Raw genomic sequence first — 24,645 nt, forward strand, 5'->3', positions numbered from 1 at the left:
ACGGATAAATGGTTAGAGATTATTGTACTGTTTTTTTCCAGTCCGCTGCAAATTTGTCCATACCTTGATCTGTCAGCGGGTGTTTGGAGATCTGTTCAATGACAGAGAATGGAACCGTAGCAATATGTGCCCCAGCCATCGCTACACGTGTAACGTGATCCGGATGTCTTACGGAAGCCGCAATAATCTGAGCATCCAGGTTATGTGTACGGAACAATTCAGCCACTTTGGCAACCAATTGTACGCCATCTTCAGAGATATCATCGAGACGTCCCAGGAATGGGGATACATATGTTGCACCAGCACGAGCAGCCAGAAGCGCCTGGTTCACCGTGAAGATCAACGTTACGTTGGTTTTTACGCCTTTTTTGGTCAAGTAACGGCAAGCTTCGAGTCCAGCAAGTGTCATTGGCAATTTGATCGTAATATTTTTGTCGCTGTTGTTGATTTTGATCAATTCGTCTGCTTGCGCAATCATTTCTTCAGCAGTGAGGGCATCTGGTGTCACTTCCGCTGAAACGGACTCAACTTCAGGTACCAAACGCAAGATTTCTTCGATACGATCTTCGAATTTCACGCCTTCTTTGGCTACCAAAGACGGGTTTGTTGTTACACCAGACAATACGCCGATTTTGTATGCTTTTTGGATATCTTCCACGTTAGCTGTATCGATAAAAAATTTCATGATTGAATTACCTCCAGATATTTTTTTATTATGGTTTAGAGATTCGCATTAACCGCCAGGGGTATGCTATTTGTAACTACAGACTGCTGATCCGCCGGCTCATCAAACCACCAGTGGTGACCTTCTTCTTCAAGCATAGCATCTGATTCAGCCGGTCCATAGCTACCCGCAGGATACAAGTGAAGTGGTAACAGATTTTCCTGGAATGCATCCAGAATGGGTTGCACCCACGCCCATGACAATTCGACTTCATCCCAGTGGGCAAAGAAAGTTGGATCACCCAGCAAAGCATCACGAATCAGGTTCTCGTAAGCTTCCGCGAGGTCACCTTTATCCGGAGAAAGATCGATATGAACCGGTTTGAATTCACCTTTATTCTCAGGATCACTGGCATTCAGTTGCAATGTCATGCTCTGATCGGGACTCATCTCAATGACGAGCAGGTTTGGCTTGGAACCCTTGTTCTTCAGCACATTCGTCTGTCCTGAAGGTTCTTTGAATTCAATCACGATACGTGTTGATTTCTCCTTCATTCTTTTACCCGTGCGAATGTAAAACGGAACACCGCGCCAGAAGAAATCATCGATTTGCAATTTGGCAGCAATGAATGTGTCATTCATTGTATTCTCTGCTACACCCGGTTCAGCAGCATAAGCATTTACCGGTTGGCCTTGAATGCTGCCTTCTGCATACTGTCCACGGATGATGCTTGCGCCCACAGTTTGCTTCTGTAATGGCTGGATCGATTCCATGATGTGTTTTTTCTTCAATCCAACTTTTTCGGAAGTACTGTTGTATGGAAGCTGAATCGCCATCATCATGAGCAATTGCAACATATGATTCTGGAACATGTCTCGCACTGCACCTACATGATCATAATAGGATGCACGTTCTTCGACACCTACAGTCTCATTCGCCGTAATTTGCACATTGGAGATGTAACGGTTGTTCCATAACGCCTTCATGATTGGGTTACTTTGATGCAACGTCTCCAGACGCTGTACCATCGGTTTGCCCAAGTAGTGGTCAATCCGATAAATCTCTTCCTCCGTGAACGATTCGCTTAATTTGCGATTAAGGTCTCGGGCAGATTGCAGATCGTGACCAAATGGCTTCTCGATCACAAAACGCTTCCAGCCCTCTGTGGAACCCAGTCCACTTTGTTGAATGTTCTCGGCAATCGGTTCGAAGAATTCCGGACCAACCGAGAGGTAGAACAAGCGATTGGACGGAATGCCAAGCTCAGCTTCCCTTTGTTCAACTAATCCCAACAGCTTTATATAATCTTCCTTATGGCTTATATTCAATACACTGTAGCGAAAAGCCTTCACAAATGACTTCACAACTTCAGGATCAGCCTGGCGTCTGGAAAATTCATTTAGTGATTTTTCCACTTGTGCCTGAAAGAATTCATCAGACCACTCTCTACGCCCCAGACCAATCAATGAGAAGGTTTCCGGAAGCTTCTGCTCAAGATATAAGTTATATAAGGCAGGATATATTTTTCTTTTGGCTAAATCGCCAGTAGCACCAAATAAAACAATGGTAGTTGGTTCCATCTCACCGTTCTCCTTCCAAGTAACTCTGGTTTCTTTGTTGTAGTTACACTATAATACGTTTTATAGCCATACAAGTAATTAATATATTTCACAGGAGCTATAGACCATATCTATGACAACAAATTACGAACTATATAAAGTCTTTTATTGGGCCGCCAAAACAGGCAGTTTGACACAAGCTGCCAAAGCACTGTATATCACTCAACCGAGCGTCAGTCATGCCATCAAGCAGTTGGAAGAGAGCTTTGGTCTTACCTTGTTTTATCGAAATTCCAAGGGTGTAGCATTGACACAGGAAGGTGTCAGTCTGTACTCCTATATTGAACAATCCCAGATTTTGATCTCGCTTGCGGAAGAAAAGATGGCGGCACTGAAGAATCTCGACAATGGTGAACTCCGGATCGGTGGCAGTGACTCCCTGTTCAAACATTACATGCTGGCGTATCTGGAGGAATTCCACACCTTGTATCCTAACATCAAGCTACATCTGAGTCATGGAACCACGCCGGAAGTCATTACCTTTCTGAAAGAAGGCAAGATCGATCTTGGTGTTGTTCGGATGCCCATTGTTGATCCACAGCTCGAAGTCAGGGAAAGCATTCAGTTGAAAGACTGTTTTGTAGCGGGGGAACGTTATGCTCAGTTGAAGGGTAAAGTCATGACACTTGAGATGCTTCTTGAGCATCAACTGATTCTCTTTTCTCGGAACAGCCGGGTTCGGATGGCTATAACCGAGTTGTTTAACAGCTATAATTACACGTTGAAACCTGAGATTGAGGTCGGTAGTGTTGATCTGTTGATTGAGTTTGCCCGTCGAGGACTGGGTATTTCCTATGTAACACGAGAATTTATCTCCAAAGAGCTGGAGGAAGGTTCTCTCTTCGAAATTCAGCTTGATGTCCCACTTCCCCCTTCCCATGTAGGAATTATGACCAAACGCAATATGCCGATTTCTCTGGCGGCCAACCGGTTTATGGATCTCATTTTCAAATCCTGAGTGGTCACAATGTCAAAAGGTACAACAAAGAGCCCCGCCATCCAGTTATGGATGATGAGGCTCTTTGGCCTGCATAATGCTTACTTAACGATTAATGACTGACCAGATAGGACGCGTCCAAGATAAGGGCAACCTTACCATTACCGAGGATCGTTGCGCCAGAAAGATGGTTCATCGCACCCAGATACGTACCGAGCGTCTTAATAACGACTTCCTGATTTCCTATAATCTCATCTACTGCGTAAGCTGCAATTTTGTCGACGGAACGCACGATCACGAGTGGAATGGTTTTGGATTTGCGGTCCGTTCGTGGATAGTTGAGTATGTCACACAGTCGTTGAAAGGGTACAATTCGTCCATGATTCAGAATCGCTTGTTGCCCTTGGATCATCTGAATATCTTCAGGTGAAATTCGAACAATCTCGGACACGTTGTACATCGGCAAGATTAGAACACGCCCCGATACTTTGACTAACAGACCTTTAATAATCGCCAAAGTGAGCGGTAGACGAATCGTAAACGTGGTGCCAACACCAACCTCTGTATCAATATCAATGATACCGTTGAGCCGCCCGATCTGACTACGCACGATGTCCATTCCAACGCCGCGACCTGACACTTCACTGACAGAAGAAGCTGTGGAGAAACCCGGCTCAAATATGAGATGTACAGCTTCCTGTGTTGTAAGGCGTGCAGCCTGTTCCTCACTAATGATGCCTTTGCCCAAGGCAGAAGCTTTAATCTTCTCACCATCGATACCTTTGCCATCATCCGAATACCGGATGACGACATGATTTTCTTCATGAAACGAAGTTAAGGTAATACGTCCTTTGGACGGCTTGCCGTTTTCCGCCCGAACCTCTACACTTTCAATGCCATGATCAGCACTGTTGCGGATGAGATGGATCAGCGGGTCACTCAATTCTTCAATGATCATCCGGTCAAGTTCAGTCTCTCCACCTTGAATAACCAGTTCCAGATCTTTACCCAGTTTCTGCGAAAGGTCACGAACCAATCTCGGGAAGCGACTGAATAGTTGATCAATGGGTAACATCCGTGTCTTCATTACACCTTCTTGAAGCTCTTTGATAACCCTGCCCATATGATCGGATACACCACTAATACTCTGGATGAGTGAAGAAGACTCCTTACGTGCACCAGATCCACTAAGATCTGCTAGGGATGTCTGATCAATCAATAGTTCTCCAACCAGATTCATCAAATGATCCAGACGTTCAACATTCACACGAACCGTAGGTTGAGCAGTCTTCACTTTTTCCTCTTGAACAGGTGGGGTTGCGATAGGCATGCCTGGTTTGGTTTGCTCTGTTTCAGAGATCAATTCAAGTTGCGCAGAAGTCGATGCAATCTCATTGGATTCCAGTATATAGGGATTAATCTCCAGCATATGAATATCCGAGTCAGCAAACAACTCTGCCTTAAGCTGCTGTTGGTCCTTTGAAGTAGCCGCGATGATGATGAACTGACCATAATGATCATCTTCATTCTCGGCGCCCGGTTGGCTCTCCATGAGCGAAGTAGCGACAACCGTACCACAGATGTCCTCAATTCGTTGTCGCAAAATATGATATCTGGCTGCTTTCATCATGCACTGCTGCTCCAGCACAATGTGAATGGACAATAACTGCTTGCCTGAAACCACAGCCACCTGTGCCACAATCGATTCTGCTGGTTGCAAATGAGGTGCTTTAAGTTTCTCGACCGCTGCCGGGGTCTGAATTAGATCCTTTATTTCTCGTACCACCGCTCGAAAGTCTGCATAGGCTTCCCCACGGATGTACTGGTCCCGAAGCACTTTCATGGCGTCAAGAGAGCGGAACAACGTATCAATTAGCTCCGAAGTCATCTCCGGTTTTTTCTCCCGGACCCATTCAAGGGCATACTCTACTTCATGAGTAAGGTCGCTTAATTCACGGAAATCCATTGTGGATGCCGATCCCTTGATCGTATGGGCTGCTCGAAACAGTGTCTGAACCAGTTCTACAGAAGGCGAAAGCTCCAATGCCAGCAAAGATTGATCCATACGTTCCAGTTGATCATTCAGTTCTTCGATAAAGATGTCACGGTAGGCAGACAAATCCATCATTCGTGTATTCCTCCCTAACCGCCCAATATTTCGTCCAGTTTCAAAATGCCCACAAGCTTGTCTTCCTGTTGACCCACTCCATGAAAAAACCCTTCACGGTTACGACCGTAACTTGCGGTTGGCGGATGTATTTCCGAATATGTGGTTACCTTGTTCACCCGATCCACAATCAAACCAATATATTCATCCTGATATCGAACTACGATAATACGAGTTGCTCTGGTGTCCGGTTCATCCGGCATACCCAGCAGATTCCGCAGGCTCATCACACATACAACCTTGCCACGCAGATTGACTACCCCTTTGATCTCTGGGCGGCTAAACGGGATATCTGTGATGCTGAGCATTTTAATGATTTCGTGAATTTCTTCGATTCGAATGGCGCAAGTCTCTGCACCTACAGACAGTTCAATATATTGTTCCTTCTGAAGTGAAGACATCGATTCACCCTCAATTCAATTTGGTTTATTGGGTTTTGAAGGCAGCTGCAGAATTCGCCAGCTCTTCCGCCAGATGTGCCAGAGACTGGCATGTTGCCGCTGTCTCTTCCGACGCAGCAGCGGATTCCTCACTGGACGCCGAGATGGATTCAACAGAACTCATCACCTCTGCGGCTTGAGCCGCTTCTTCTTCACATGCAGCTGCAATTTCGTTTACTTTCTGTGAGGAGTTATTGACCATATCAATGATCTGATCAAACGCCTGTCCAGTCATGGAAGACTGCTCAACACTGGCTGCTACGGCCTGTACACTTTGTCTCGTGTTTTCCTGCATCGCTTTGATAATGACTGTGATTTCTTTGGTCGCCTCACCGCTTCGCTCTGCAAGCTTCCGGACTTCATCTGCCACTACAGCGAATCCTCGCCCTTGTTCTCCCGCACGTGCCGCTTCAATTGCAGCATTGAGCGCGAGCAGATTGGTCTGTTCAGCGATATCGTCAATCACTTCAATAATGTCACCGATTTTGCGTGAATCATCTTCAAGCTTGGTCATTTTCGTATTAACAGCTTGCATGCCTTCCAATGAAGTCTGTACCACAAGTCCACCTTCACGAGCAGTCTTCACGGTATCATTGGATAATTCAGCAGCTTCTTCCGCACTTGCAGCGACAGAGTTAATGGCAAGTGAAAGCTCCTTGAACAATTCAGAGATATTTCCCGCCTCGCTGGATTGGCTCGTGCTAGTACTTGCAATTTCTTGTGTGCTGGCTGAGATCTGTTCTGAAGAAGCGGCAACGCTTTGGGAGTTCATCACGATATTGTTGATTAACTCTTTCAGATTGTCGACCATACGATTCAATGATGCGGCCAGTTGACCCACTTCATCTTTGCTGGAGATGTCCGACTTGAGAGTCAGATTTCCGTTAGCGACCTCCGTTGCCAGACCCAACATGGCCAGGAGTGGCTTCGAGATGGAACGAGAGATTATGTAACCGATCAGAATACTGAAGAGTACAGATGCTACCACCATAACAATGGTTACAGTGAAGGCCGTTGTGTAGGCTTCTTCAGCCCTAGTATTTGCCTGTTCAGCCAAAGTTACGTTAAAGTTTATGAGGTCCGTCAACGTCTGTACGACATCATCACCCGGCTGTTTTAGTGTATCTTTCAGGAATGTCTGAAAAGCAGTGGTACCATCCAGTAACGCCAGGTTGATTCCCTGATCATACAATTCCATGTATTTGTTATACTGTGTATCGTACTTACGCAACAATTCTATTTCTTCCGTTGTGGTAGCTAGTGGACGGTAAATAGAAATCCTCTCATCCAAGGATTCACGAATAGCGGCAATCTGATCTGTAATTTTGGTTTTTTCTACTGCTACGGTTTCATTGTTCAGGTCACGCACGTTAACCCGCAATCTTTGGTAATAAATCTGTGCTGCAGATAACTCTTTGACAGACATCAGATTATTGTTGTACATGTCTTGCATTCGTTCATTTGTACTTCTTAATGTTACTACTGAGTAGATTCCAAGGGCCGCAAGGATCATCGACACAATTAAAAATGCTGAGATAATTTTTGTTGCTGTTTTTAAATTTCCGAACCACTTCATGTAAACTCCTCCTAGGCATCTTATTGTCCAGTTATGTATATAACGCTTGGTAAACCCTTCTCTAGGTCGCGCTCCAGACAACTTACGCTTTATTTCGACAGAAGTATATCAAAACTGAATAGGAAATTTTTATTTTTATTAATTTTCACGAATGAGAATTTTTATTTTAGATATTAAGATTCTGTTCTTTTAATATGTAATGAACTAATTACCTGTTTCATAAAATCGATTATTTCATACATACGAAATCAAGATATTCGTCATTGTTGTTATACTTAAGTTATCAGCATAATACTCTCATACGTGCTCACTTCATTTTTTTGTAATGATATAAGAAAAGACCATCTAGTTCTTCCGTCTAACAAAGTTTGCATTTTATATATAATTAATTCTTTGAATTCGCTTTAATATCGTTCAAGCCGTGACTTAAGTCTAGTGATCGAGAGCCTCACTTCATACCATTGTCACACAAAAAAATCAAACCCACGTAAAGTGAATTTGATTTTATGCAAGTCAATGCTACGGTTTAATATGAATAAAGTTATGCGCCATGCCAGTGCTCCAGTTCCATAATTCTATTCTCAATTCGCTGTGGAATAATACCAAATAGCTGGTCCCAAGTCATGAACATCTCTGGTCTCAACAGATATTCTTCGAACTCCATGGCAGGCACGAAAGCCTTGGTCTGCAGATAACTCGTTACTCGGGCATCAATCTGTTCATTCGTTTCAAAATACCCACGGAATAAATCATTCACGAGCAACCCATCACATCCGGCTTTGACACCCGCAGCACTGTACAAGTCTGGTAATAATTCAAACACAACCGGCAGTGGGGAAAAAGCATGCTTTCCTGGCTGTGAATATAGGCACACATGACGTCCAACCACATTGACTCGATCCTTCAGCAAACCCCGCAGCACTTTACCATGGAAGCTGGCTTCACAGTCCACAACCTCACCGTCATGGCCAACATATATCCACACATGCTCCATCTCATACAGATGCCCAATCTCATAATCCCACCAGATGGCATATTCAATTACATATTGGACTGCTTCAGCCGGAAATTGAATATCCCTCCTGAATGAAGGCGAAGGACCTGAACGATCCAGCACAGAAATACCAACAAAATCCGGATAGAAGGGTTCGTTCCGGTCAAACATCAATACAGGTGCATAACTCATAGCCGTTTCAAGCATTTCGGTCTCTGACATTGTCATGGACGGTATCCCCCATTTTCATCGATGTTACAACTATATTAACAGAGATATGTATAGGTGTTAACGTATAGAATAAGCCCGCAACTGGATGAGTTCCAGATACAGGCTTAAATGCTTCTATTTTATCAGAGAGGAATTGCTCCTAATCTCTAGATCCTTTAGTTGGTTTGGGTGCATTGGATGGTTGGGTAGACAGGTCGGAAACAGCAGTATCACACCCTATAGGCGGGCCCAAAATAGCATCGTTTTTAATAGACGCAACGGCTCTGGCATAGGCCTCTTCATCCAGACAATAGGCCCGATGTGCCACTTCTGGTGGCGTTGCGGCCAGAAAATCAGCTCCGAATACAATATCAGGGGTTGGTTGATCAAAAATAGTTAATACGTATACGTCATCAGTTTCGGCCACAAACCAGTGAAACCAGCCTTTGGGGAACACCGAAACCTGCCCCGGTTTCAAACGATACGTCAATCGCTCACGCGTGAATGGATTAAACACTGATGTTGTAATCTCACCACTGATGACGATGACCATCTCTGTAACATTCGTGTGCCAATGGGGCTGTACAATAATGCCTTTGCTCAGATATACATTGAAGAAACCATTTTCAATCGTTGGCAGTTGCGCTCCGAATAGCTGGGTCACATAATTGCGTGGGTCCCTCCGATAATTAACAACCGCATTAGAATCAGCCGCCAGCTGAACGTTCGGGGATTGCAGAATCGGATTAATCATACGATTATTTCTCCTCCTTGGGCAGACATCTCATTGTTGTACTGTATGCCGGAGAATGGAAAGATAATACCGTTGACACATGTTATACACTCTTTTTAATCCTGAACTGCAGATTTCTTGAATCATGCCTTAAGGAACTAGACCTGACCAGGGAATCTGCCTCCGGCTGCAATGCCTTGGGGTGATATGCGATCAATCTGTTTCATCTCATCATCTCTAAGAGAAACCTCTAGCGCTCCTAAGTTTTCGTGAACTCTTTCCAGGTTGCGAGTCCCCGGGATCGGAACGATATGCTCTCCCTTTCCGAGCAACCAGGCCAGAGCAAGTTGAGCGACTGTACATTCTTTTTGCTTAGCCATTTCTTGAATCAGTCCGACAACCTCCAGATTTTTCTGGAAGTTCTCACCTTGAAAACGCGGATAGTGACGACGATAATCATCTTCCGGCAAATCGTTCATAGATCGGATCTGACCTGTCAGGAAGCCACGTCCCAATGGGCTGTATGGAACCAAGCCAATGTTCAATTCATGCAGGACAGGCATAATCTCATCCTCAAGCTCTCGACTCCACAATGAATATTCCGTCTGCAACGCTGTAATCGGGTGAACAGCATGTGCACGCCGAATGATCTCTACTGACGCTTCGGACAAACCAATATATCGAATCTTCCCCTGTTGAACCAGATCGGCAAGCGTGCCTACCGTCTCTTCAATGGGTGTATTCGGATCAGGACGATGTTGATAATACAGATCGATATAATCCATCCCCAGGTTGTAGAGACTTGCATCTACTGACTTTTTGATGTAGGCCGGATCTCCCTTGGGTCCCTGTGTGTGCGTAATACCGAATTTGGTGGCAACGATAGCCTCGGATCTTCGACCTTGAAGCGCGCGTCCAAGCAACTTTTCATTCCCTCCAAATCGCTGTTTATCATACTCTCCGTACAGATCCGCCGTATCAAACATGGTGACTCCTGCATCCAACGCACCTTGAATGGTATGTACCGATTCGTCATTATCCGGCATCATCATCACACCCAGGCCGAGCGCAGATATTTGTAATTTATCATTTCCCAGTGTTCTTGTTTTGAGCATGAGGCTCCCTCTTTCCAAGTTGAAATAGAAACATTAATATAGAAACGTTTGAACTTGAGTTCATTCTATTTCACTCCCGAGATCCCAACCACACTCTGTATATGCTAGTAAAGAAATTACCAGCTTATCAACCTTCGAATCCGGCAACTGGAACGTAAATACAACAATGAATGCCTGATTGGCTGTTCAGATTATTCATGGAAAAGATATCGTACGCATGCACAACACCATCTGCCCGATCTGTCGTTTCAAGCAGGACACGATTGACTTGTTTTAATTCGACTTGGTGCAGGTTCCAGATCTTTTGGAAGTCCACACTTTCTTCACTCAATTGTTTCACTATTCTGGTAAATTCGGGGTCATTCGGATACTTGTCATAGTACGTACGGAAAACGGCTACCGAGTGCCGCGCGAATTCGTCCCAGTTGTGCATACGCTCCCTGAGCGTTGTATCCAGAAATAAAATCCGCATCATTAGACGCTCATTCACATTCATCGACGAGAAGTTGAAGAGGTTCTTATCTGCAGCGTCATTCCAGGCAAGTACCTCAGAACGTTCATTAGTAATAAAGGAGGGATGCGTTAACTGTCCAATAATGCTCTGCCACCCTGGCTCCAGCTGAGAATACGAAGCAAGAAATTCATGTTCCGTATTGGGGTCCCATAAGTCAAACAGATGGCTCTTTTCTTCCAGTGTTAACTGGAGCGCGCTCGCTATGCTCTCCATCACTTCTCGCGAAGCCGCCACCCCCCTCCCCTGTTCAAGCCACGTATAGTACGTTGCACTGACACCAGCCAATACCGCTACTTCTTCCCGTCTTAGACCGGGTGTTCTTCGCTGTCCGTAAGATCCCGACAATCCGACTTGTTCTGGCTGAATGCGGCTTCTCCGTGATTTCAAAAACTCACCCAGTTTTTTGTTGCGGCTCATACTTGTATCCATAGACATCGTTCCTTTTTATAAAAGTGTTCAAGCAAGTCAGACTCTATCCCAAAATGGAAGTCTCTGAATGGCTTTGATATAATTAGTTCTGCAGAATACTTGGTTTACAAGTAGCTTAGCATCGATTAGTGCAGAACGAAAGGAGCATAACATGATCCCCAATGTTGGAGATGTGTACTGCGTGTACGTCGAAAAATCACAACAATACACCGCCTGCCAGGTAACTGGACTGAAAGAAACGGAGGGTAAAACTTCCGACACGCTTGCCTCATTCCTTCAGTTGGATTGGACTGGTGATCAACTGCCTAATGAAATGCAGCTTCATCAGATGAAACCGCTGATCTGTAATTTCTATTTCTGGAATAATCGAGTTGCTCACAGTTTTGTAAAGGCTGATGTTCCTTCACATTACGAGCTTATAGGCAACATCCCTCCTCTCTACACCGAGGAAACAAATACGTATGGCGGAGGCTGGCCTATCGGAGAAAGTCTCTATCGTCAGCGTGAATGGGAAGGTATCGATGCGATCCGAAGAGCGCAGTTCAAACAAGCTGCGGATGATGACGAAGAAGTCATGGTTGGCGATCGTATAATGCGGCGCAGTACAAGTACACTCCGCGATTTCAGCCCTAAATCTTCGGAAGATGTAGCCGAACTCGCAAAGCTACCTTGTCTGACACATATTGAAGTGAATGGGTATACGGAATCGATCTTTCCATTTATAGAGGAGAATCCGTTCATCAATGAACTTCATATCATACATCATGGTCAAACGATGTTTGATATCAGCAAGAGTCACCTGACCAAACTTATTGTGGATGTCAGCGGGTTGAAGGAGTTAATTTTGAACACAAAGATGAAGAGTCTGAATTTCACAGGGGAGCTGTCTCCTGGTCTGCGTATCATGGCTCATGAAGACGGTAAATGCATCACTCTCAATGTTCCATCGGGCCTGCCACAGGTTACGGGTATCTCACGACTTGAAGGTCTGTATATCAGAGATATCACCGAACTCAATCTGGAGCCACTTGTACTGTATTATCCTGAGCTTTCAGAGTTGCGATTGTGGGGTAAACCCGGCAACGTATCCCATATAGAATCGATTCAGCATTTGGCGAATTTGCAAACCTTCACTACATATGACCTGTTCGGTTTCACTGGTGAACAATTCCCTGATCCAGAGCAACTTCCGAAATTGGCTACGCTGTGGCTAACCAGCTTGCCTGCCGATGCAGCCAAATCGATCAAAACAAGATATAAAAAATTTGCCGCTTCCGGACTTGATATGGAGATCACCAAAGCACGCAAACCGGAATGGCTTGCGGAGAATCTGAACAATCCGTTTCGGGATTGGGATGGGCGGGAACAAATCAAGGCAGCACACGCAAAAAAAGCAGCTCAATTGTACAAGCAATGCTTGAAGGAAATTCGTCAATTAAGTCAAGTTTCCATGGATCAGGAGTCTATACACAAACATCTCGTCTCCATGGTTGAGAACTACACACAGACCTTTAACAAGATGGATGCCAAGACCGGCTTTATTGAAACTGTTGAGCGGGAAGAGATTTATGTTGTTCTAACGGAGTTACTGGAACGGTTACAGCAGAATTTGGAACTGCGTCAAGATGATTTGATTAAGGTTAATCACGAGGAATTATATGAGGTATTTGATCGTTTGAGGGATTTCTAGGTTACACAAAAGGGTCCTGTTATGAAAATGGCAGGACCCTCTTTTGCACCGCCGACCTCAAGTGTCGTAACTAACCAGATAATGATGTAGTTCCGTGTTATAACAGCCGGTACTGTGGTCAATTAATCTGCCTTCTCCGTCGAAGGAGTTACGGAGACGCTTGAGCACATGTGTCCCCGGGGGGATCTTCAGTAGCTGGCATACCTCAGGAGCTGCCGACTCCACAAAGAAACGTTCTTTGTGGAGTCGGCAGCAAAATGTCGTTCTCCTCCAGTGAGTCATACAGCGATTGGATGTCTCCATTCATTCTTCCATGCCTCCGCCGGGTAACGCAGCTGCTGCCAAGAAGTGTATCAGATGAATATAAGGTTGTCCGTTAAGAATGTAGAGCTAAAAGGCCCGATGGTCGACAAACGCAAATGGAACGAAGCAGGAAACACTCTGCTTCGTTCCATTTGAACAATCGGTATGGCAAGTTCTCTTCTCCTTCATTGAATGGAAAACACTTCTTTTTTCAATAATTCTTCTGGCGTCTGCCCTATCACATCGCTGTGAAAATAATCGCGGATAACGCCATCTTGAAGATAGTTGGCGATCGACACCATAATCATGCCTTGATCCAGTGCCAGATAAGCTTTTGCAAGTTCTCCCGTTTCAACATTGACTGAGTCATAGAACCCATATTTGCCAAACATTTTGAAGTTCTTTAAAGCTTTAATATTCTTTCGAACTGCTTCAGGGGCATAATCCAGAGCAAGGAATGTTGCGTGTGCTGTTACCGTTGCTCCATCTTTGTAACCCGAGGTACCTAACGGTGTTGCTGCAAACTCACTGTAACCTGTCGGAGTTGCAGAAGGTGAAAAGCCCCATGCGGCATACCCTTTTTCTTTGGCATATTTGATCTGCAATTCGACATGACGCTGGTTGTTCAATCCCAAAGCTTGAGTACCCAGCTCTTTTTCCTTTATGACCATACCGGGCATAAGAGCTTCAAACATACTGCCTCCCCAGCTTGGCACGAACTTTTTATCCTTGTATACATAACTTCCTTCAAACACATCTACTCCATCGTAATTAACGGATTTGCCTTGAGGAATCTGAGCTTGCCAATCCCATTCTTGAGGTAATGTGCGATACATCTTCCACCAATGATCTTGGGGAACGTCACCTTTCCCAATGGCAATATAACTGCCTACACGTGGTTCCGTATAAAACATCCCATAATGGTGGTCCGTCAGCGCGCCTTTAGCCACATCATAGCCTCCGCGGAATTGGCCGACTTCAGGATCATATAGCGGAGTATAATTCATATTTTCAACCAACTTGCTTGTTTCCCCATGAAGTTCTTCATAGGCTTGCCCAACAACAATTAAACCAGCGGATAACCAGCCATTATCGACTTGGGAAATAAATTGTCCCCAATCTTTCTTCACTGAACCGTCATCCGTGTTATACCAGTTATAAAATAGGCCGTTCCACTTTTCTAACTTTTCGAGGGAATGTATAGTCGTTTGCAGGCGTTGTACAGCTTCTTTCTTTGAAATAATGCCCAATTGTTGCGCTGAAACGGTACTCATCATATACATTGCGATGTTCGTGGGCGAGGTACGTTTAGCTTCTTCTGTCCCGTTTTCAGTGAGCCGCACTTCATCGTAAGTCAAGCCGGTATTCTGATCCGTATAGTCCTCAAAAAACGTATAGGTCTTATATGCAATCGCTTTCATTTCTGTTCGAAATCCAATTAAATGGTTTGAGTCACCTGCTGAAGCCATAGGAGTTAAAGCTAGACTAGCTAACAGACAAAAAGTTAAAATAAAGCTGAATTTTTTTGCTTTTTTCATGATTTTCTCCCTTCAAATGGATTCGAAACGTTTCGTGTATATGTTATCATAAATTTCCCATTTTCGTAAACAATAAAATAAAACGCTTACAAATATTGATTTTATTATGGATCATTTATAAATATAAATTCGAAACGTTTCATTAACGGGACCACATCAAGGCGGCTCACGCGGAATTATATGACGTATTTGATCTTTTAAGGGACTTTTAGCTTCTAAATTAAGAAGATAAAAGCCTGACTCCATAGGAATCAGGCTCAATCCTTTCTCATATCCATTCTGAACCGTTCTAAGTTGCTACAACTGTTGTTCCACAATACTCGCAGTCCGTTGATTGCTTAGGAAGCACTTTTGCCTTCGCCCCACATCCCGGGCAACTCACTGAAATAGGCCTTTGTGGCTCTTCAACTTTTTGTTCGGCTTTCTCTTCAACGTGTTCCTTATCTGAAAAATTGATCTCTGTATAGTTAATTGTATTATGACTACTGTAACTCACGTTGTTGCTATTATAACTTGAATAAGTATGCGGATTCGCATTTTCGCGATCAAGATGACCTCCATAGTCTCCTCCATAAAACTTTCGTTCCGGGACACGTTTTTTCCTAAGCAATTTAATACCCAAATATAAAAATAAAAATTCAACGATCATAAATCCAGCCATAGCAATGAGATTTTTAGTACCTCTGAAATTATTTGCATTAAACATGGCAATCGGGATCGCAATGGCATAAAACATAAAAAAGAGTCCAAATAACTTCCTTAACAACACGATTCCTCCTTAAAACATCACACTACACCTAGCTGTGTATATTACAAGTATCCGTAAAAGAAGTCATTGAGTTAGCTATGCAGTTTAAGAGATCCTCATCGTTGTTCCGCAATACTCACAATCCGCAGACAAAGTAGGATATACCCTTACCTTGGCTCCACACCCTGAACAATTCACGGCTATAGCTTCTTGAGGTGCCTCGTCATATTTCTCATTATGCTGATCTTCGTAATATTGATTATCATTAGAATCGTAATGATGGTATTGATCAGTGTTAGAACGAGATTTAGGTCGACCACACATTTTAATGCCCGTAACAAGTACGATAACCCCAGGGATAAAAAGAATTATCGTACTGATAATGGCCGTTTCTGTTCCCTCGGATATTAATATTAAAGATAACAAGATCGTCAGAGACGAAAGGATAATGAATATAATTCCAAAAAATCTTTTCACCGCGTTTCCTCCTGCAATTTATGATTTGCTTGTCATGATCTGTTGATTGCGCTCTTTCAAACGGAACTTTAACTGGGATAGTTGCGAAGCAAGACGTTCACTATTTACTAATTCCCCTGCTTCATACTGATTTGCAAGCTCACTGTTCATCAATTCAATGTCCATCAAGATCTGACGGTCATTTTTCTCAAATGAATCCGGAGTGATTGGGTCACTATACTTTACAAGTTCAATTAATGACTGAACGGTTTTGCGCTCCTCTTCCACAGTTAGGACGGGTTGTTGCACCATAGTATGAAGCAATTGCTGTAAAGCTTTTTCGATTAATTGTAAGTTTGCGATTTTTATATGTTCATCTGCTTCATGACGGCGCGTACTATGAATATAGATCATAATGATTCCGCACAAAATAATTGCGATCGCAATCGTTACCATATGTAACAATACGAACCAACGAAGGGCATGATCTGCTGAACCTGTTAACAACGTGTAGATCATCACACAAATTAGATAAATAACCAATACTACACCTAAAGCTGTGTAACCTGGAACAAACCGTTTAAACCGATCCATATTTTGCATGATGAACCGTGCGTAGATCCAAATAGCCGTAATCGCTACATAAGAAGCGACGAGATTCATCCAAAAAGAAAATGATAGTAGCGCATGATTAAACACCGTAAAAGAAACGATTGACGATACGAACATACATATTAAATAGACGACATCCAGAATCAAGAGATTGCTCCGTTTTACCATCACTAGGCCTGTCCTCCTTCTTGCAGATTATTTCCGCAATCGAGACAGAACTTCTGGCCGGGTTTTACTTCATGTTGGCACCGACTACATCTCAAGCTTAAACTTGTGCCACAGTTGCCACAGAATTTTGTATGACCGGAATTCATATGGTTACAATTTGGGCATGGGCTAGGCATCGGTTGATGACATTGAATACATTCCAATGCGTTCTCCGCATTATCTGCCCCACATGAAGGACATGCATGGTATTTGTCACCACAGTTAGGACAGAATTTGGTTCCCTTTGGCAAGGCATGCCCACAATTGTTACAGTCTGTTGTTGCTACCGATTTTTCGGCTAATGAATTGCCACATTTGCTGCAAAAAGCGCTGTTCTCCTGGTTCGGATGATGACACTGCTTACATATACTTACTGCAGGCGTTTCCTTAGTAGACATCACTTTAGACATCTGGGACATCTCGCTACTGAAAGAACCACCCACACCAACCCCCATGCCCATACCAAGCCCTGCGCCCATGATGTCTGACTGCATGCTTCCTTCATTTTTCGCTGCACCTTCAAGCGTATCAAACGAACGTTCTTGCTGGTATGTGTACCCAATGATATCCATCTCGGCTTTGCGTGCCAACGCTTCTCTTAATCGAATGACTGAAGGGTCTTCTTCGGGCAGATTGACATTGTGAATATACAGGTTGATTAACTCAATACCAAATTCTTCAAAAGTAGAAGCTATCGTATCTGCAAAATGTCGTGATATCTCGGAAATATATGCATTGATCTCCAAAACACTTACTTTTCTATGTATTAGATATGAAGACAACATGGAGTTAATATTCATGATAATCAGCCCGCGGAAGTAATTAATCATATTAACTTGGTTAAACTCAGGCAGTGTTCCCACAAGCTTGACCAAAAATTTTCGTGAATCCGAAATTTTAATTCCCATTTGTCCAAATGTTCTTACAGGAACAATAATATTATACTTGGGATCCTGGATCTGAATCGGATTCGCCGTTCCCCACTTAACGTCCAATGCGCTTACTTGATTGACATACCATACTTCTGCTGCAAAAGGTGACTTTCCTCCGAACGGAAGGTTAACGAGTCGGTTCAAGATCGGGATATTCGCAGTACTCAGCGTATGCCTTCCGGGTCCAAACATATCAAGTGCTCTTCCATCCTTGAAAAGAATTGCTTGTTGAGATTGATTCACAATTAACTGAGTCCATGTTCCCAGTTCAGTCTCGGGATGTTTCCAAGCAAACACATCAGGTGAGCCATCATACTTAATTACGTCAATAATCGCCATGTTCAATTCCTCAATTCAGTATTAGATTACTATAATTTACTAAAAAGTTCTTTTGCTAAAACACTGATTCTACACTATTTCCTATATTTAATTATCTTTCATCTACTTGTTCCATGTTTAGGCATTGATATTTTACCATTTCTAACCTTAATACGCACTAACATAGTTCATTTTTCATATGATATTTTTCCTATATTGGCATTTTCATAATAGTAAAAACCTCTTCCATATGTTAAATAGGAAAGAGGTTAACTATATAACTACAAGTTGTGAAAAACCAAAATATTAGCTTGAGTATCCACTCTCGATCATAATCAACGTCCCAATTTTGAAACCACTCGCAAAAGCCTCTTTAGAATGCATAGAGTGAACTTGATCCATCTTATCAAACAATACCTCGAGTTGTTTAAAATCATCCTCCGAAAGCTTGCTCTGAAATTTTTCGATATAAGCTGTAATCTCCTTATTAATAGAACGATACTCCGAATCTTTAGGAACAATATTCTCCTCTGGTCTCAGATTACCGTAATATAATTCTTCTATTATATTCCCCACATCACATCCCCCTTTCTCTAATAAATGTCTTGTGCTCTTCTCATGACAATTATATAAGTTTGACAGACAATGCTGGGGAATTATGCAATATTCGCATGTGATTCTTATCGCTTTCATAGAATATCGCATTTTGCATGCTTGCTTTGACTTAATAATGTAGTGCTTGTTGAGCCCTACCTCGGGAGTATGCTAAGATAATGGACACCTATTTCCACAAAATCCTATAACAAATCAACCGCACAGAAAGGACACTATGAATCCTTCATCACTGTCATCCAAATTACAACATATCATTCCACCGCTGGATCTGCGAAGCTGCCTCGTCAGCGTACGTGGTGAGATCATGTACGAACACTACCGCAACCGAGAGGCCGCGACTGATATTGCAAAAATCAATTCATGTACCAAGAGTGTGCTGTCCGCACTCATTTGTATAGCGATGGATAAAGGCTTGTTGCCAGAGGCATCAGCCCCAATCTCCACCTTTTTCCCACAGTTGACATCCGATCCTGATCCGCGTAAACCTTCGATCACGCTGGAACAACTGCTTACCATGACAGCTGGATTCAACTGGAACGAGTTCGGCGGGCAGAATTCATTCCCTCGCATGACCCGCACCGATCATTGGGTGGATTTTGCGTTGGAACAACGCCTAAGTCATGAACCGGGTAAATACATGGAATACAATTCAGGAGTATCACAGATTCTATCCGCCATCCTGATGCAAAATGCAGGTATGAACGTAGCCGAGTTCGCAGAACGTTATCTTTTTAATCCTCTGGGAATTAAGGATTATGAATGGGAAAGCGACCCTCAAGGTGTACACACTGGCGGATTCGGTCTTAAGATGTTACCCGTAGATCTGCTGAAATTCGGTCAGCTGTTTCTACAGCAAGGTATGTGGGAGGGTAAGTCTCTCATTTCAAGTGATCTCGTATCCCGTTCGACGCAGCCTTTCATTACAGTCACTCCACCGAATCACGGCAGTTATGCTTGGCATTGGTGGGTGGATGTCTATCCGAACGAAAGGTCTGACTCCGAAAATATTGCTGCTGAAGACGACAAACCCAATCTCCATTATTATTACGCGCGAGGGTTTGGTGGGCAGTATGTATACATTGTCCCTGAGCTAGAACTTGTTACGGTGTTAACCAATGACAAAAGAAAGAAAGAGAAACCTCAGTTGGATGTTTTCCCTCGATTAATCGCCCCTGAGCTATGGAAAATGTTATAAACGCAGGCAGTCCTTCTATCCTGTTCGACCAATGAACCCCCAACCTTATGTAGGCACAACCTGCCCTTAGGCTGAGGGGTTATTAGTCATGCCAAAGCTTCTTCGATGGCAATCGTTATTGGATACGGACCAGACTCTTGATTAGAGAGCACAACCAGTTGTAGATCTCTGTCTGGATACACAGAAGACATGAACGATACCCCTGGATCAAACCCCATGACATGAAACTTGAAAATATTATCCTCCTTGCGGTCAATCCAGATACCCTGCCCATAGTACTCTTCATCCTCTTGATGAGCATGTGGAGTTAATAACTGCTGCGTCGTCTCTGCATTCAACAATTGGTGACCTAGCAAAACATCCCAAAATCGAATCATATCCGGTGCCGTAACATAGGCCCCTCCATCTGATCCACCTTTGACAGGAATGGAGAACATATTAGTGTTCCAGGAGCCATCTTCATGATCGATATACCCTAAGGCTGTGTTACGCGGAAGCTGATCTGTTAAGAAATAACCCGAATCCTTCATGCCACACGGTTTGAAAATGTGCTCTTCCACATAATCTGTAAACGCCAGTCCTGAATGCTGTTCCACGATAAGCCCCAGCACAATGAAACCCGCATTGTTGTAGTGGAAACGTTCACCCGGAGCAGACTTCATCGGCAGATGCTGAAACATGGGCAGAAAATCACTTAATCGCCGCATCGCGTAAACCGGTCTGTCTTTCCACAATTCTGAAAAGTCATCCATCACTTCTTCATCGAAATAATCCGGAATGCCTGACGTGTGTGTTAACAACTGATGGATGGTGATTCCTTTGTCCCACAGTGGAAACTTTACATCTAATACATCCGTAAGCTTGGAATCAGCAGACAACTTGCCTGCTTCAATTAGTTGGCATATACTCACTGCCGTGAAGATCTTACATCCTGATGCAATTCCGAAGCGTGTATCCACCTGATTGGCAAGCTCTTCACTGCGATTGGCATAACCACGTTTCATATTCAAAAGGGTTTTCCCGGCTTGCTGGAGTAATACAACACCCGAAAAATTCACGCGTTCCATGACTTCTTCGACTTTTGTTGTCACCTCTAATGCATTCAACATTTTGTTTTTCACCTGCTTGTCTATGTATTCTTTATTTTCTCATTCTTAATTCTTCGTCATATCCTGCATACCTGCCAAATTTTCATAAAAAGAAGGGTTACCCCCTTATAAAAGGAAATAACCCTTCTTCAGACAACGCAAGATTAAGTTGGACAAAGCATGCTCAAATGCTGTTCAATCACTTGTTCCACTCGTTTTACCGTAAGTCTATCTGGCTGCATGCCTCAAGGCAACATATATTAGCGCAACGCTTGCAGGTCTGCCTCGGGACTTCCTGTGCTCTTCTTCGTTTCACGGGGAGACCTCGTATTGATCAGATAATACAATGTGGCATAGATCGTAATGATAAACGTGCCAAAAAACAGGCAAAATGCAAGAGACGGGCGGCTTACACTTTCGTGCATCAGCTGAATCAGCATCTCTCGATTCGTCAGTGCATCCCAGCTATTCAGTCGATACACGCGTCCAAGTAGAACCCCGTAACTTCCCAAAGCACAGCCAGCCAGTACAAAGATCCAGGATGCCCAGCGTCCAATTCGGTGATAGATCACTTCCTGAAGCTGATACATCGACAGGAATCCAAGCAGGAGTCCAGTCCAGACAAACATTAAGACAACACTCAAGTCGTACCAATACGTGTAGTCCACTCCATTCCCGTCATAATACCGGGAACTTCTCGCTGTCAGATGAACCAAATCCGTAACAATGTAGGAAGAGTTCGGGAAAAATAACAACCACAGCAGACCACTCGCTACTGCAAACCATGCAGCACCTTTCCATTTCACTTCACTTAGAACATAGGCTGCATAGGAGAACAGAAAAGGAATCCAGCCCAAGAACAGATTCCAGATCAGGAAGCGGAAATAACGCTGATCCAGCCAATCTGCGGCTACATAGTACAACCCAAGCGTTACTATTGTGACCACACTAAGGAAAATAAATATGCGAATATAATTCAGTTTTCTCAATGATTCTGACCTCACTTGATAAAATTCAATTAGTTTCGAAAATATCGGATGATTTCTTCCTTATTCTTTTCAACACGTAAATTCAATCCACGTTTATCCTTTAATCCATACTGCTGCAATTCATGACCTGGATCAAGCACCAGCGGTTTAGTCGCCACATCGACCAGCAAATCCATCGTCAATTGGTAAGTTTCCCGTAACTTGTCCATCGGTAGTCGTGATTCGTATCGCTTAATCAGCTCAATTAGACGTTCAGCATACACGAGACGAACCATACTGTCCGCACTCTTCAATTGTCTTGAAGCAAATGCTGTAATTGCCGTAATAATACTGGGTTCTGTCCGATGTTTGGCAATCAACGCAAGCTCATCCACTGCATCCCAATTCATGATGGACAGCTCGGAACTTAATTGTTGAATCCGCTCCCCTATCCATTGTTCTTCTAATTCTTGGGGTACATCCCAGCGCTTATAGTCGGCATACACGCCTTCACGATGCATCTGTATAGCGCTCCCGTAATGTTTGACGAACAAATCCTTTGCCGCACTCCAATCGTTCTCTTCCACTTTAACCATCACCATACCTGTTCCTATTTGTTCTTACGCCTTTATCCACACACATTACATAAATTCACTACTCTCTAAGCATACTAGAATCATACCATTTACCAAAGGAGAATCAAATTAACAATGAATCCAAATTCCATGAACCCTCAGAATTTAGTACAACCCACGTTGAATGCTAATCCAAATGTCACCCCTAACATGAATCATGGCGGCCATGAGATGTTCGATGTGCATGAGATTCTGTCCTCCACCATTAACGTGCTGGATCAATTTATGATCTTTCGTACATTTGTGCAGAGCCAGGAACTGATTGGCATTCTGGACCGGCAGTACAATTTCATTTTATCCCAGTACAATCTGACAGCAGAGTGTTTTGCATCCGGACAGAAGCCTCATGAAGAGACGGCAACCTACATGATCCCCAACATCGTACCACCGGTATATGGCCTTAAGCCATCAGCACCGAAAAAGCCAAACCAGAGCTTGGCTGATGTAAAGGATGCCGGAATTAGCGGTCATATGCTGGGACTGATCAAATCACACGCCAGTCTCCTCGGCATGTCCTGCAGCGAGATCACGAATGGAACGGTTCGCCGAGTCGTTGCTTCGCAGATCCAGCATTTTATCGAGATGGCCTATGAAATTTTCATGTTCCAGAATAAAAACGCCTATTATCAAGTACCTCAGCTCAGTCCAAATGATACACAACAGATGCTTCAGGCATACATTCCAGCAACCGGAGCACCTCAGATGCCTATTAGCAATAAACCACTTCATTAATGAGAAAATAAAGTCCGATTACCCAGAACAGTCTCTTCAACCCATTTGGGTTTTAGGGGCTGTTCTTTGATTATTTACAATCATTTTCCTGCTGAATACCCTTGATTCGGTTACCAGAAACTGGTTTAATCAAAGACAGACCCGTACATAGTCCACTTGTGGATCATACATATAAGATACGATGAAAATCAGTTATACGAGAGTGCAACGACATATGTATTCATTATGGGAGGTTTACGAATGAGATGGAAGCACCCTGCTAAACTTGGTTTACTGGCTATGACTCTCGGCTGTACTGCCATTGGCTCAACTATTACGGCCTCAACAACACTGGCTGCAGCTGTCCCCGCTTCCAAAGCGGTGTATCATCAATTTCAATCCTATCGTACAGCAGCAATGAAATCCACAGACAGTCTGGTTAAGGCACGAAAATACCTGATGAATCATATCGATAAAGTCGGTCCTTGGCAGGCAACACTAATGACGCTGCAACTGGAGAATATGCAGAACGTCAAGCTGGCTGAATGGGCTCACCAAATGTATACGGAACAGTTTCAACAAGCCTTGTCTCAAGCCCATGAACAACTCGGTTACGAACAGAAGCTTACATATAGTCGTCTGCTCAAAGAAATTAAAAACCCGACCGTGAAGCAGCTTCTGCAGGAAGCATCTGATCTCGGGTTCAAACTGGAAACCAGTGAAGGCTTGTATTACCCCATCATCAATTATGAGATATACCAAAAGTTCAAGCCCTTCGTCCAGGCAGACATTGCCGCCTACATTAATATTATGGCTACGGAGTCCAATCAAATGACGACTTCGGATGGCGGCATCATCATCTCTTGGAACGAATTAATTCAGCGCATATTGGAGAAGGAAGCCTTTTTGAACAACTTCCCGAATTCCAATCGCACAACCAAAGTAAAACAATGGTTGTTTGTGGATTATCTGTTTTACGGAAGTGACAACACGCCTGCTTATGACTGGTACACGGACGAAGAAATCCGCACCATGGACCCTGAAGTGAAAAAGGCTTACGAGAAAGCTTTGGCTATGCGAGAGCCCAATACGGAAAGTGTTCTTCTGGACACCATGGAAAAGATTCTGCTGGTTCTCAATCAGAACAATGATGAGCTTACACCTGAAGTCCGAGCAATCATTGAACCTGTTCAACAACAATTTGCCCGTGATTAATGGGATGGTGAATAGC

Annotated in this window: 24 protein-coding genes; 5 read left to right on the top strand and 19 right to left on the bottom strand. The window is 43.6% G+C overall.

Annotated features, from left to right (window positions below; all coding sequences use genetic code 11):
* Nucleotides 1-19 precede the first annotated feature (19 nt).
* Nucleotides 20-685: a fructose-6-phosphate aldolase gene (gene fsa, locus AC1S8V_RS18075; protein WP_076210039.1), complete on the bottom strand. Its 666-nt coding sequence runs from the start codon at nucleotides 683-685 to the stop codon at nucleotides 20-22.
* A 35-nt stretch (nucleotides 686-720) separates the two neighbouring features.
* Nucleotides 721-2,244 carry a glucose-6-phosphate dehydrogenase gene (zwf, locus tag AC1S8V_RS18080; protein ID WP_482070190.1) on the bottom strand — a complete coding sequence of 508 codons (1,524 nt, stop codon included), beginning with the start codon at nucleotides 2,242-2,244 and terminating at the stop codon, nucleotides 721-723.
* Between the two features lie 112 nt (nucleotides 2,245-2,356).
* Here zwf and AC1S8V_RS18085 point away from each other — a divergent pair, with 112 nt between their 5' ends.
* Nucleotides 2,357-3,241 carry a LysR family transcriptional regulator gene (locus AC1S8V_RS18085; RefSeq protein WP_145322232.1) on the top strand — a complete coding sequence of 295 codons (885 nt, stop codon included), beginning with the start codon at nucleotides 2,357-2,359 and terminating at the stop codon, nucleotides 3,239-3,241.
* Between the two features lie 91 nt (nucleotides 3,242-3,332).
* Here the strand turns inward: AC1S8V_RS18085 and AC1S8V_RS18090 are convergent, their stop codons facing one another.
* The 7 genes from AC1S8V_RS18090 to AC1S8V_RS18120 all read right to left on the bottom strand — a co-directional run bounded on the left by AC1S8V_RS18090 (nucleotide 3,333) and on the right by AC1S8V_RS18120 (nucleotide 11,398).
* Nucleotides 3,333-5,348, bottom strand: a complete 2,016-nt coding sequence (locus AC1S8V_RS18090) for a chemotaxis protein CheW (protein ID WP_482070191.1) — start codon at nucleotides 5,346-5,348, stop codon at nucleotides 3,333-3,335.
* A gap of 14 nt (nucleotides 5,349-5,362) precedes the next feature.
* Nucleotides 5,363-5,788, bottom strand: coding sequence for a chemotaxis protein CheW (locus AC1S8V_RS18095; protein ID WP_482070192.1), 426 nt, complete (start codon nucleotides 5,786-5,788; stop codon nucleotides 5,363-5,365).
* A 25-nt stretch (nucleotides 5,789-5,813) separates the two neighbouring features.
* Nucleotides 5,814-7,403: a methyl-accepting chemotaxis protein gene (locus tag AC1S8V_RS18100; protein WP_482070193.1), complete on the bottom strand. Its 1,590-nt coding sequence runs from the start codon at nucleotides 7,401-7,403 to the stop codon at nucleotides 5,814-5,816.
* A gap of 541 nt (nucleotides 7,404-7,944) precedes the next feature.
* The gene (locus tag AC1S8V_RS18105) at nucleotides 7,945-8,625 is read right to left on the bottom strand and encodes a hypothetical protein (protein ID WP_482070194.1); all 681 of its coding nucleotides are present in this window, start codon (nucleotides 8,623-8,625) and stop codon (nucleotides 7,945-7,947) included.
* Nucleotides 8,626-8,767: 142 nt separating this feature from the next.
* The gene (locus AC1S8V_RS18110; protein WP_482070195.1) at nucleotides 8,768-9,361 is read right to left on the bottom strand and encodes a cupin domain-containing protein; all 594 of its coding nucleotides are present in this window, start codon (nucleotides 9,359-9,361) and stop codon (nucleotides 8,768-8,770) included.
* Between the two features lie 137 nt (nucleotides 9,362-9,498).
* Nucleotides 9,499-10,455 (bottom strand): aldo/keto reductase, encoded by a 957-nt coding sequence (locus tag AC1S8V_RS18115; protein ID WP_482070196.1) that lies wholly within the window; start codon nucleotides 10,453-10,455, stop codon nucleotides 9,499-9,501.
* A 127-nt stretch (nucleotides 10,456-10,582) separates the two neighbouring features.
* On the bottom strand, nucleotides 10,583-11,398 hold the full coding sequence (locus AC1S8V_RS18120) for a helix-turn-helix transcriptional regulator (protein WP_482070197.1): 816 nt from the start codon (nucleotides 11,396-11,398) through the stop codon (nucleotides 10,583-10,585).
* A 151-nt stretch (nucleotides 11,399-11,549) separates the two neighbouring features.
* Between AC1S8V_RS18120 and AC1S8V_RS18125 the strand changes: the two genes are divergently transcribed.
* Complete coding sequence (locus AC1S8V_RS18125; protein WP_482070198.1) at nucleotides 11,550-13,088, top strand: hypothetical protein; 1,539 nt, start codon at nucleotides 11,550-11,552, stop codon at nucleotides 13,086-13,088.
* Between the two features lie 57 nt (nucleotides 13,089-13,145).
* Here the strand turns inward: AC1S8V_RS18125 and AC1S8V_RS18130 are convergent, their stop codons facing one another.
* The 7 genes from AC1S8V_RS18130 to AC1S8V_RS18160 all read right to left on the bottom strand — a co-directional run bounded on the left by AC1S8V_RS18130 (nucleotide 13,146) and on the right by AC1S8V_RS18160 (nucleotide 18,778).
* The gene (locus AC1S8V_RS18130) at nucleotides 13,146-13,313 is read right to left on the bottom strand and encodes a UTRA domain-containing protein (RefSeq protein ID WP_482074521.1); all 168 of its coding nucleotides are present in this window, start codon (nucleotides 13,311-13,313) and stop codon (nucleotides 13,146-13,148) included.
* 263 nt (nucleotides 13,314-13,576) lie between these two features.
* Complete coding sequence (locus AC1S8V_RS18135; protein ID WP_482070199.1) at nucleotides 13,577-14,929, bottom strand: glucoamylase family protein; 1,353 nt, start codon at nucleotides 14,927-14,929, stop codon at nucleotides 13,577-13,579.
* Between the two features lie 289 nt (nucleotides 14,930-15,218).
* The gene (locus tag AC1S8V_RS18140; protein ID WP_482070200.1) at nucleotides 15,219-15,695 is read right to left on the bottom strand and encodes a hypothetical protein; all 477 of its coding nucleotides are present in this window, start codon (nucleotides 15,693-15,695) and stop codon (nucleotides 15,219-15,221) included.
* An 87-nt stretch (nucleotides 15,696-15,782) separates the two neighbouring features.
* Nucleotides 15,783-16,154, bottom strand: coding sequence for a hypothetical protein (locus AC1S8V_RS18145; RefSeq protein WP_482070201.1), 372 nt, complete (start codon nucleotides 16,152-16,154; stop codon nucleotides 15,783-15,785).
* 18 nt (nucleotides 16,155-16,172) lie between these two features.
* On the bottom strand, nucleotides 16,173-16,916 hold the full coding sequence (locus AC1S8V_RS18150; protein WP_482070202.1) for a hypothetical protein: 744 nt from the start codon (nucleotides 16,914-16,916) through the stop codon (nucleotides 16,173-16,175).
* Nucleotides 16,916-18,223, bottom strand: coding sequence for an SPFH domain-containing protein (locus AC1S8V_RS18155; RefSeq protein ID WP_482070203.1), 1,308 nt, complete (start codon nucleotides 18,221-18,223; stop codon nucleotides 16,916-16,918). The genes AC1S8V_RS18150 and AC1S8V_RS18155 overlap by 1 nt, the downstream gene beginning before the upstream one ends.
* Before the next feature lie 285 nt (nucleotides 18,224-18,508).
* Nucleotides 18,509-18,778 carry a DUF6809 family protein gene (locus tag AC1S8V_RS18160; RefSeq protein WP_482070204.1) on the bottom strand — a complete coding sequence of 90 codons (270 nt, stop codon included), beginning with the start codon at nucleotides 18,776-18,778 and terminating at the stop codon, nucleotides 18,509-18,511.
* A 253-nt stretch (nucleotides 18,779-19,031) separates the two neighbouring features.
* Here AC1S8V_RS18160 and AC1S8V_RS18165 point away from each other — a divergent pair, with 253 nt between their 5' ends.
* The gene (locus tag AC1S8V_RS18165; protein ID WP_482070205.1) at nucleotides 19,032-20,012 is read left to right on the top strand and encodes a serine hydrolase domain-containing protein; all 981 of its coding nucleotides are present in this window, start codon (nucleotides 19,032-19,034) and stop codon (nucleotides 20,010-20,012) included.
* Nucleotides 20,013-20,098: 86 nt separating this feature from the next.
* Here AC1S8V_RS18165 and AC1S8V_RS18170 read toward each other — a convergent pair whose 3' ends face one another.
* The 3 genes from AC1S8V_RS18170 to AC1S8V_RS18180 all read right to left on the bottom strand — a co-directional run bounded on the left by AC1S8V_RS18170 (nucleotide 20,099) and on the right by AC1S8V_RS18180 (nucleotide 22,670).
* A complete protein-coding gene (locus AC1S8V_RS18170) occupies nucleotides 20,099-21,121 on the bottom strand; it encodes a serine hydrolase domain-containing protein (RefSeq protein ID WP_482070206.1) in 1,023 nt (340 codons plus the stop codon).
* 239 nt (nucleotides 21,122-21,360) lie between these two features.
* Nucleotides 21,361-22,089 (bottom strand): DUF1361 domain-containing protein, encoded by a 729-nt coding sequence (locus tag AC1S8V_RS18175; protein WP_482070207.1) that lies wholly within the window; start codon nucleotides 22,087-22,089, stop codon nucleotides 21,361-21,363.
* A gap of 29 nt (nucleotides 22,090-22,118) precedes the next feature.
* A complete protein-coding gene (locus AC1S8V_RS18180; RefSeq protein ID WP_482070208.1) occupies nucleotides 22,119-22,670 on the bottom strand; it encodes a hypothetical protein in 552 nt (183 codons plus the stop codon).
* A gap of 123 nt (nucleotides 22,671-22,793) precedes the next feature.
* On the opposite strand from AC1S8V_RS18180, the gene AC1S8V_RS18185 reads away from it, so the two are divergent.
* Together AC1S8V_RS18185 and AC1S8V_RS18190 are read left to right on the top strand one after the other, a co-directional pair.
* The gene (locus AC1S8V_RS18185) at nucleotides 22,794-23,435 is read left to right on the top strand and encodes a spore coat protein (protein ID WP_482074522.1); all 642 of its coding nucleotides are present in this window, start codon (nucleotides 22,794-22,796) and stop codon (nucleotides 23,433-23,435) included.
* 240 nt (nucleotides 23,436-23,675) lie between these two features.
* A complete protein-coding gene (locus AC1S8V_RS18190; protein WP_482070209.1) occupies nucleotides 23,676-24,629 on the top strand; it encodes a hypothetical protein in 954 nt (317 codons plus the stop codon).
* Nucleotides 24,630-24,645: the final 16 nt, after the last annotated feature.

Source organism: Paenibacillus sp. B46(2026) (genome assembly GCF_056786355.1).

What these genes read in the sequence shown, in the direction of transcription:
- fsa (WP_076210039.1), bottom strand. Translation starts at nt 685, where the DNA reads ATGAAATTTTTTATCGATACAGCTAACGTGGAAGATATCCAAAAAGCA.
- zwf (WP_482070190.1), bottom strand. Translation starts at nt 2,244, where the DNA reads ATGGAACCAACTACCATTGTTTTATTTGGTGCTACTGGCGATTTAGCC.
- AC1S8V_RS18085 (WP_145322232.1), top strand. Translation starts at nt 2,357, where the DNA reads ATGACAACAAATTACGAACTATATAAAGTCTTTTATTGGGCCGCCAAA.
- AC1S8V_RS18090 (WP_482070191.1), bottom strand. Translation starts at nt 5,348, where the DNA reads ATGATGGATTTGTCTGCCTACCGTGACATCTTTATCGAAGAACTGAAT.
- AC1S8V_RS18095 (WP_482070192.1), bottom strand. Translation starts at nt 5,788, where the DNA reads ATGTCTTCACTTCAGAAGGAACAATATATTGAACTGTCTGTAGGTGCA.
- AC1S8V_RS18100 (WP_482070193.1), bottom strand. Translation starts at nt 7,403, where the DNA reads ATGAAGTGGTTCGGAAATTTAAAAACAGCAACAAAAATTATCTCAGCA.
- AC1S8V_RS18105 (WP_482070194.1), bottom strand. Translation starts at nt 8,625, where the DNA reads ATGACAATGTCAGAGACCGAAATGCTTGAAACGGCTATGAGTTATGCA.
- AC1S8V_RS18110 (WP_482070195.1), bottom strand. Translation starts at nt 9,361, where the DNA reads ATGATTAATCCGATTCTGCAATCCCCGAACGTTCAGCTGGCGGCTGAT.
- AC1S8V_RS18115 (WP_482070196.1), bottom strand. Translation starts at nt 10,455, where the DNA reads ATGCTCAAAACAAGAACACTGGGAAATGATAAATTACAAATATCTGCG.
- AC1S8V_RS18120 (WP_482070197.1), bottom strand. Translation starts at nt 11,398, where the DNA reads ATGGATACAAGTATGAGCCGCAACAAAAAACTGGGTGAGTTTTTGAAA.
- AC1S8V_RS18125 (WP_482070198.1), top strand. Translation starts at nt 11,550, where the DNA reads ATGATCCCCAATGTTGGAGATGTGTACTGCGTGTACGTCGAAAAATCA.
- AC1S8V_RS18135 (WP_482070199.1), bottom strand. Translation starts at nt 14,929, where the DNA reads ATGAAAAAAGCAAAAAAATTCAGCTTTATTTTAACTTTTTGTCTGTTA.
- AC1S8V_RS18155 (WP_482070203.1), bottom strand. Translation starts at nt 18,223, where the DNA reads ATGGCGATTATTGACGTAATTAAGTATGATGGCTCACCTGATGTGTTT.
- AC1S8V_RS18165 (WP_482070205.1), top strand. Translation starts at nt 19,032, where the DNA reads ATGAATCCTTCATCACTGTCATCCAAATTACAACATATCATTCCACCG.
- AC1S8V_RS18170 (WP_482070206.1), bottom strand. Translation starts at nt 21,121, where the DNA reads ATGTTGAATGCATTAGAGGTGACAACAAAAGTCGAAGAAGTCATGGAA.
- AC1S8V_RS18180 (WP_482070208.1), bottom strand. Translation starts at nt 22,670, where the DNA reads ATGGTGATGGTTAAAGTGGAAGAGAACGATTGGAGTGCGGCAAAGGAT.
- AC1S8V_RS18185 (WP_482074522.1), top strand. Translation starts at nt 22,794, where the DNA reads ATGAACCCTCAGAATTTAGTACAACCCACGTTGAATGCTAATCCAAAT.
- AC1S8V_RS18190 (WP_482070209.1), top strand. Translation starts at nt 23,676, where the DNA reads ATGAGATGGAAGCACCCTGCTAAACTTGGTTTACTGGCTATGACTCTC.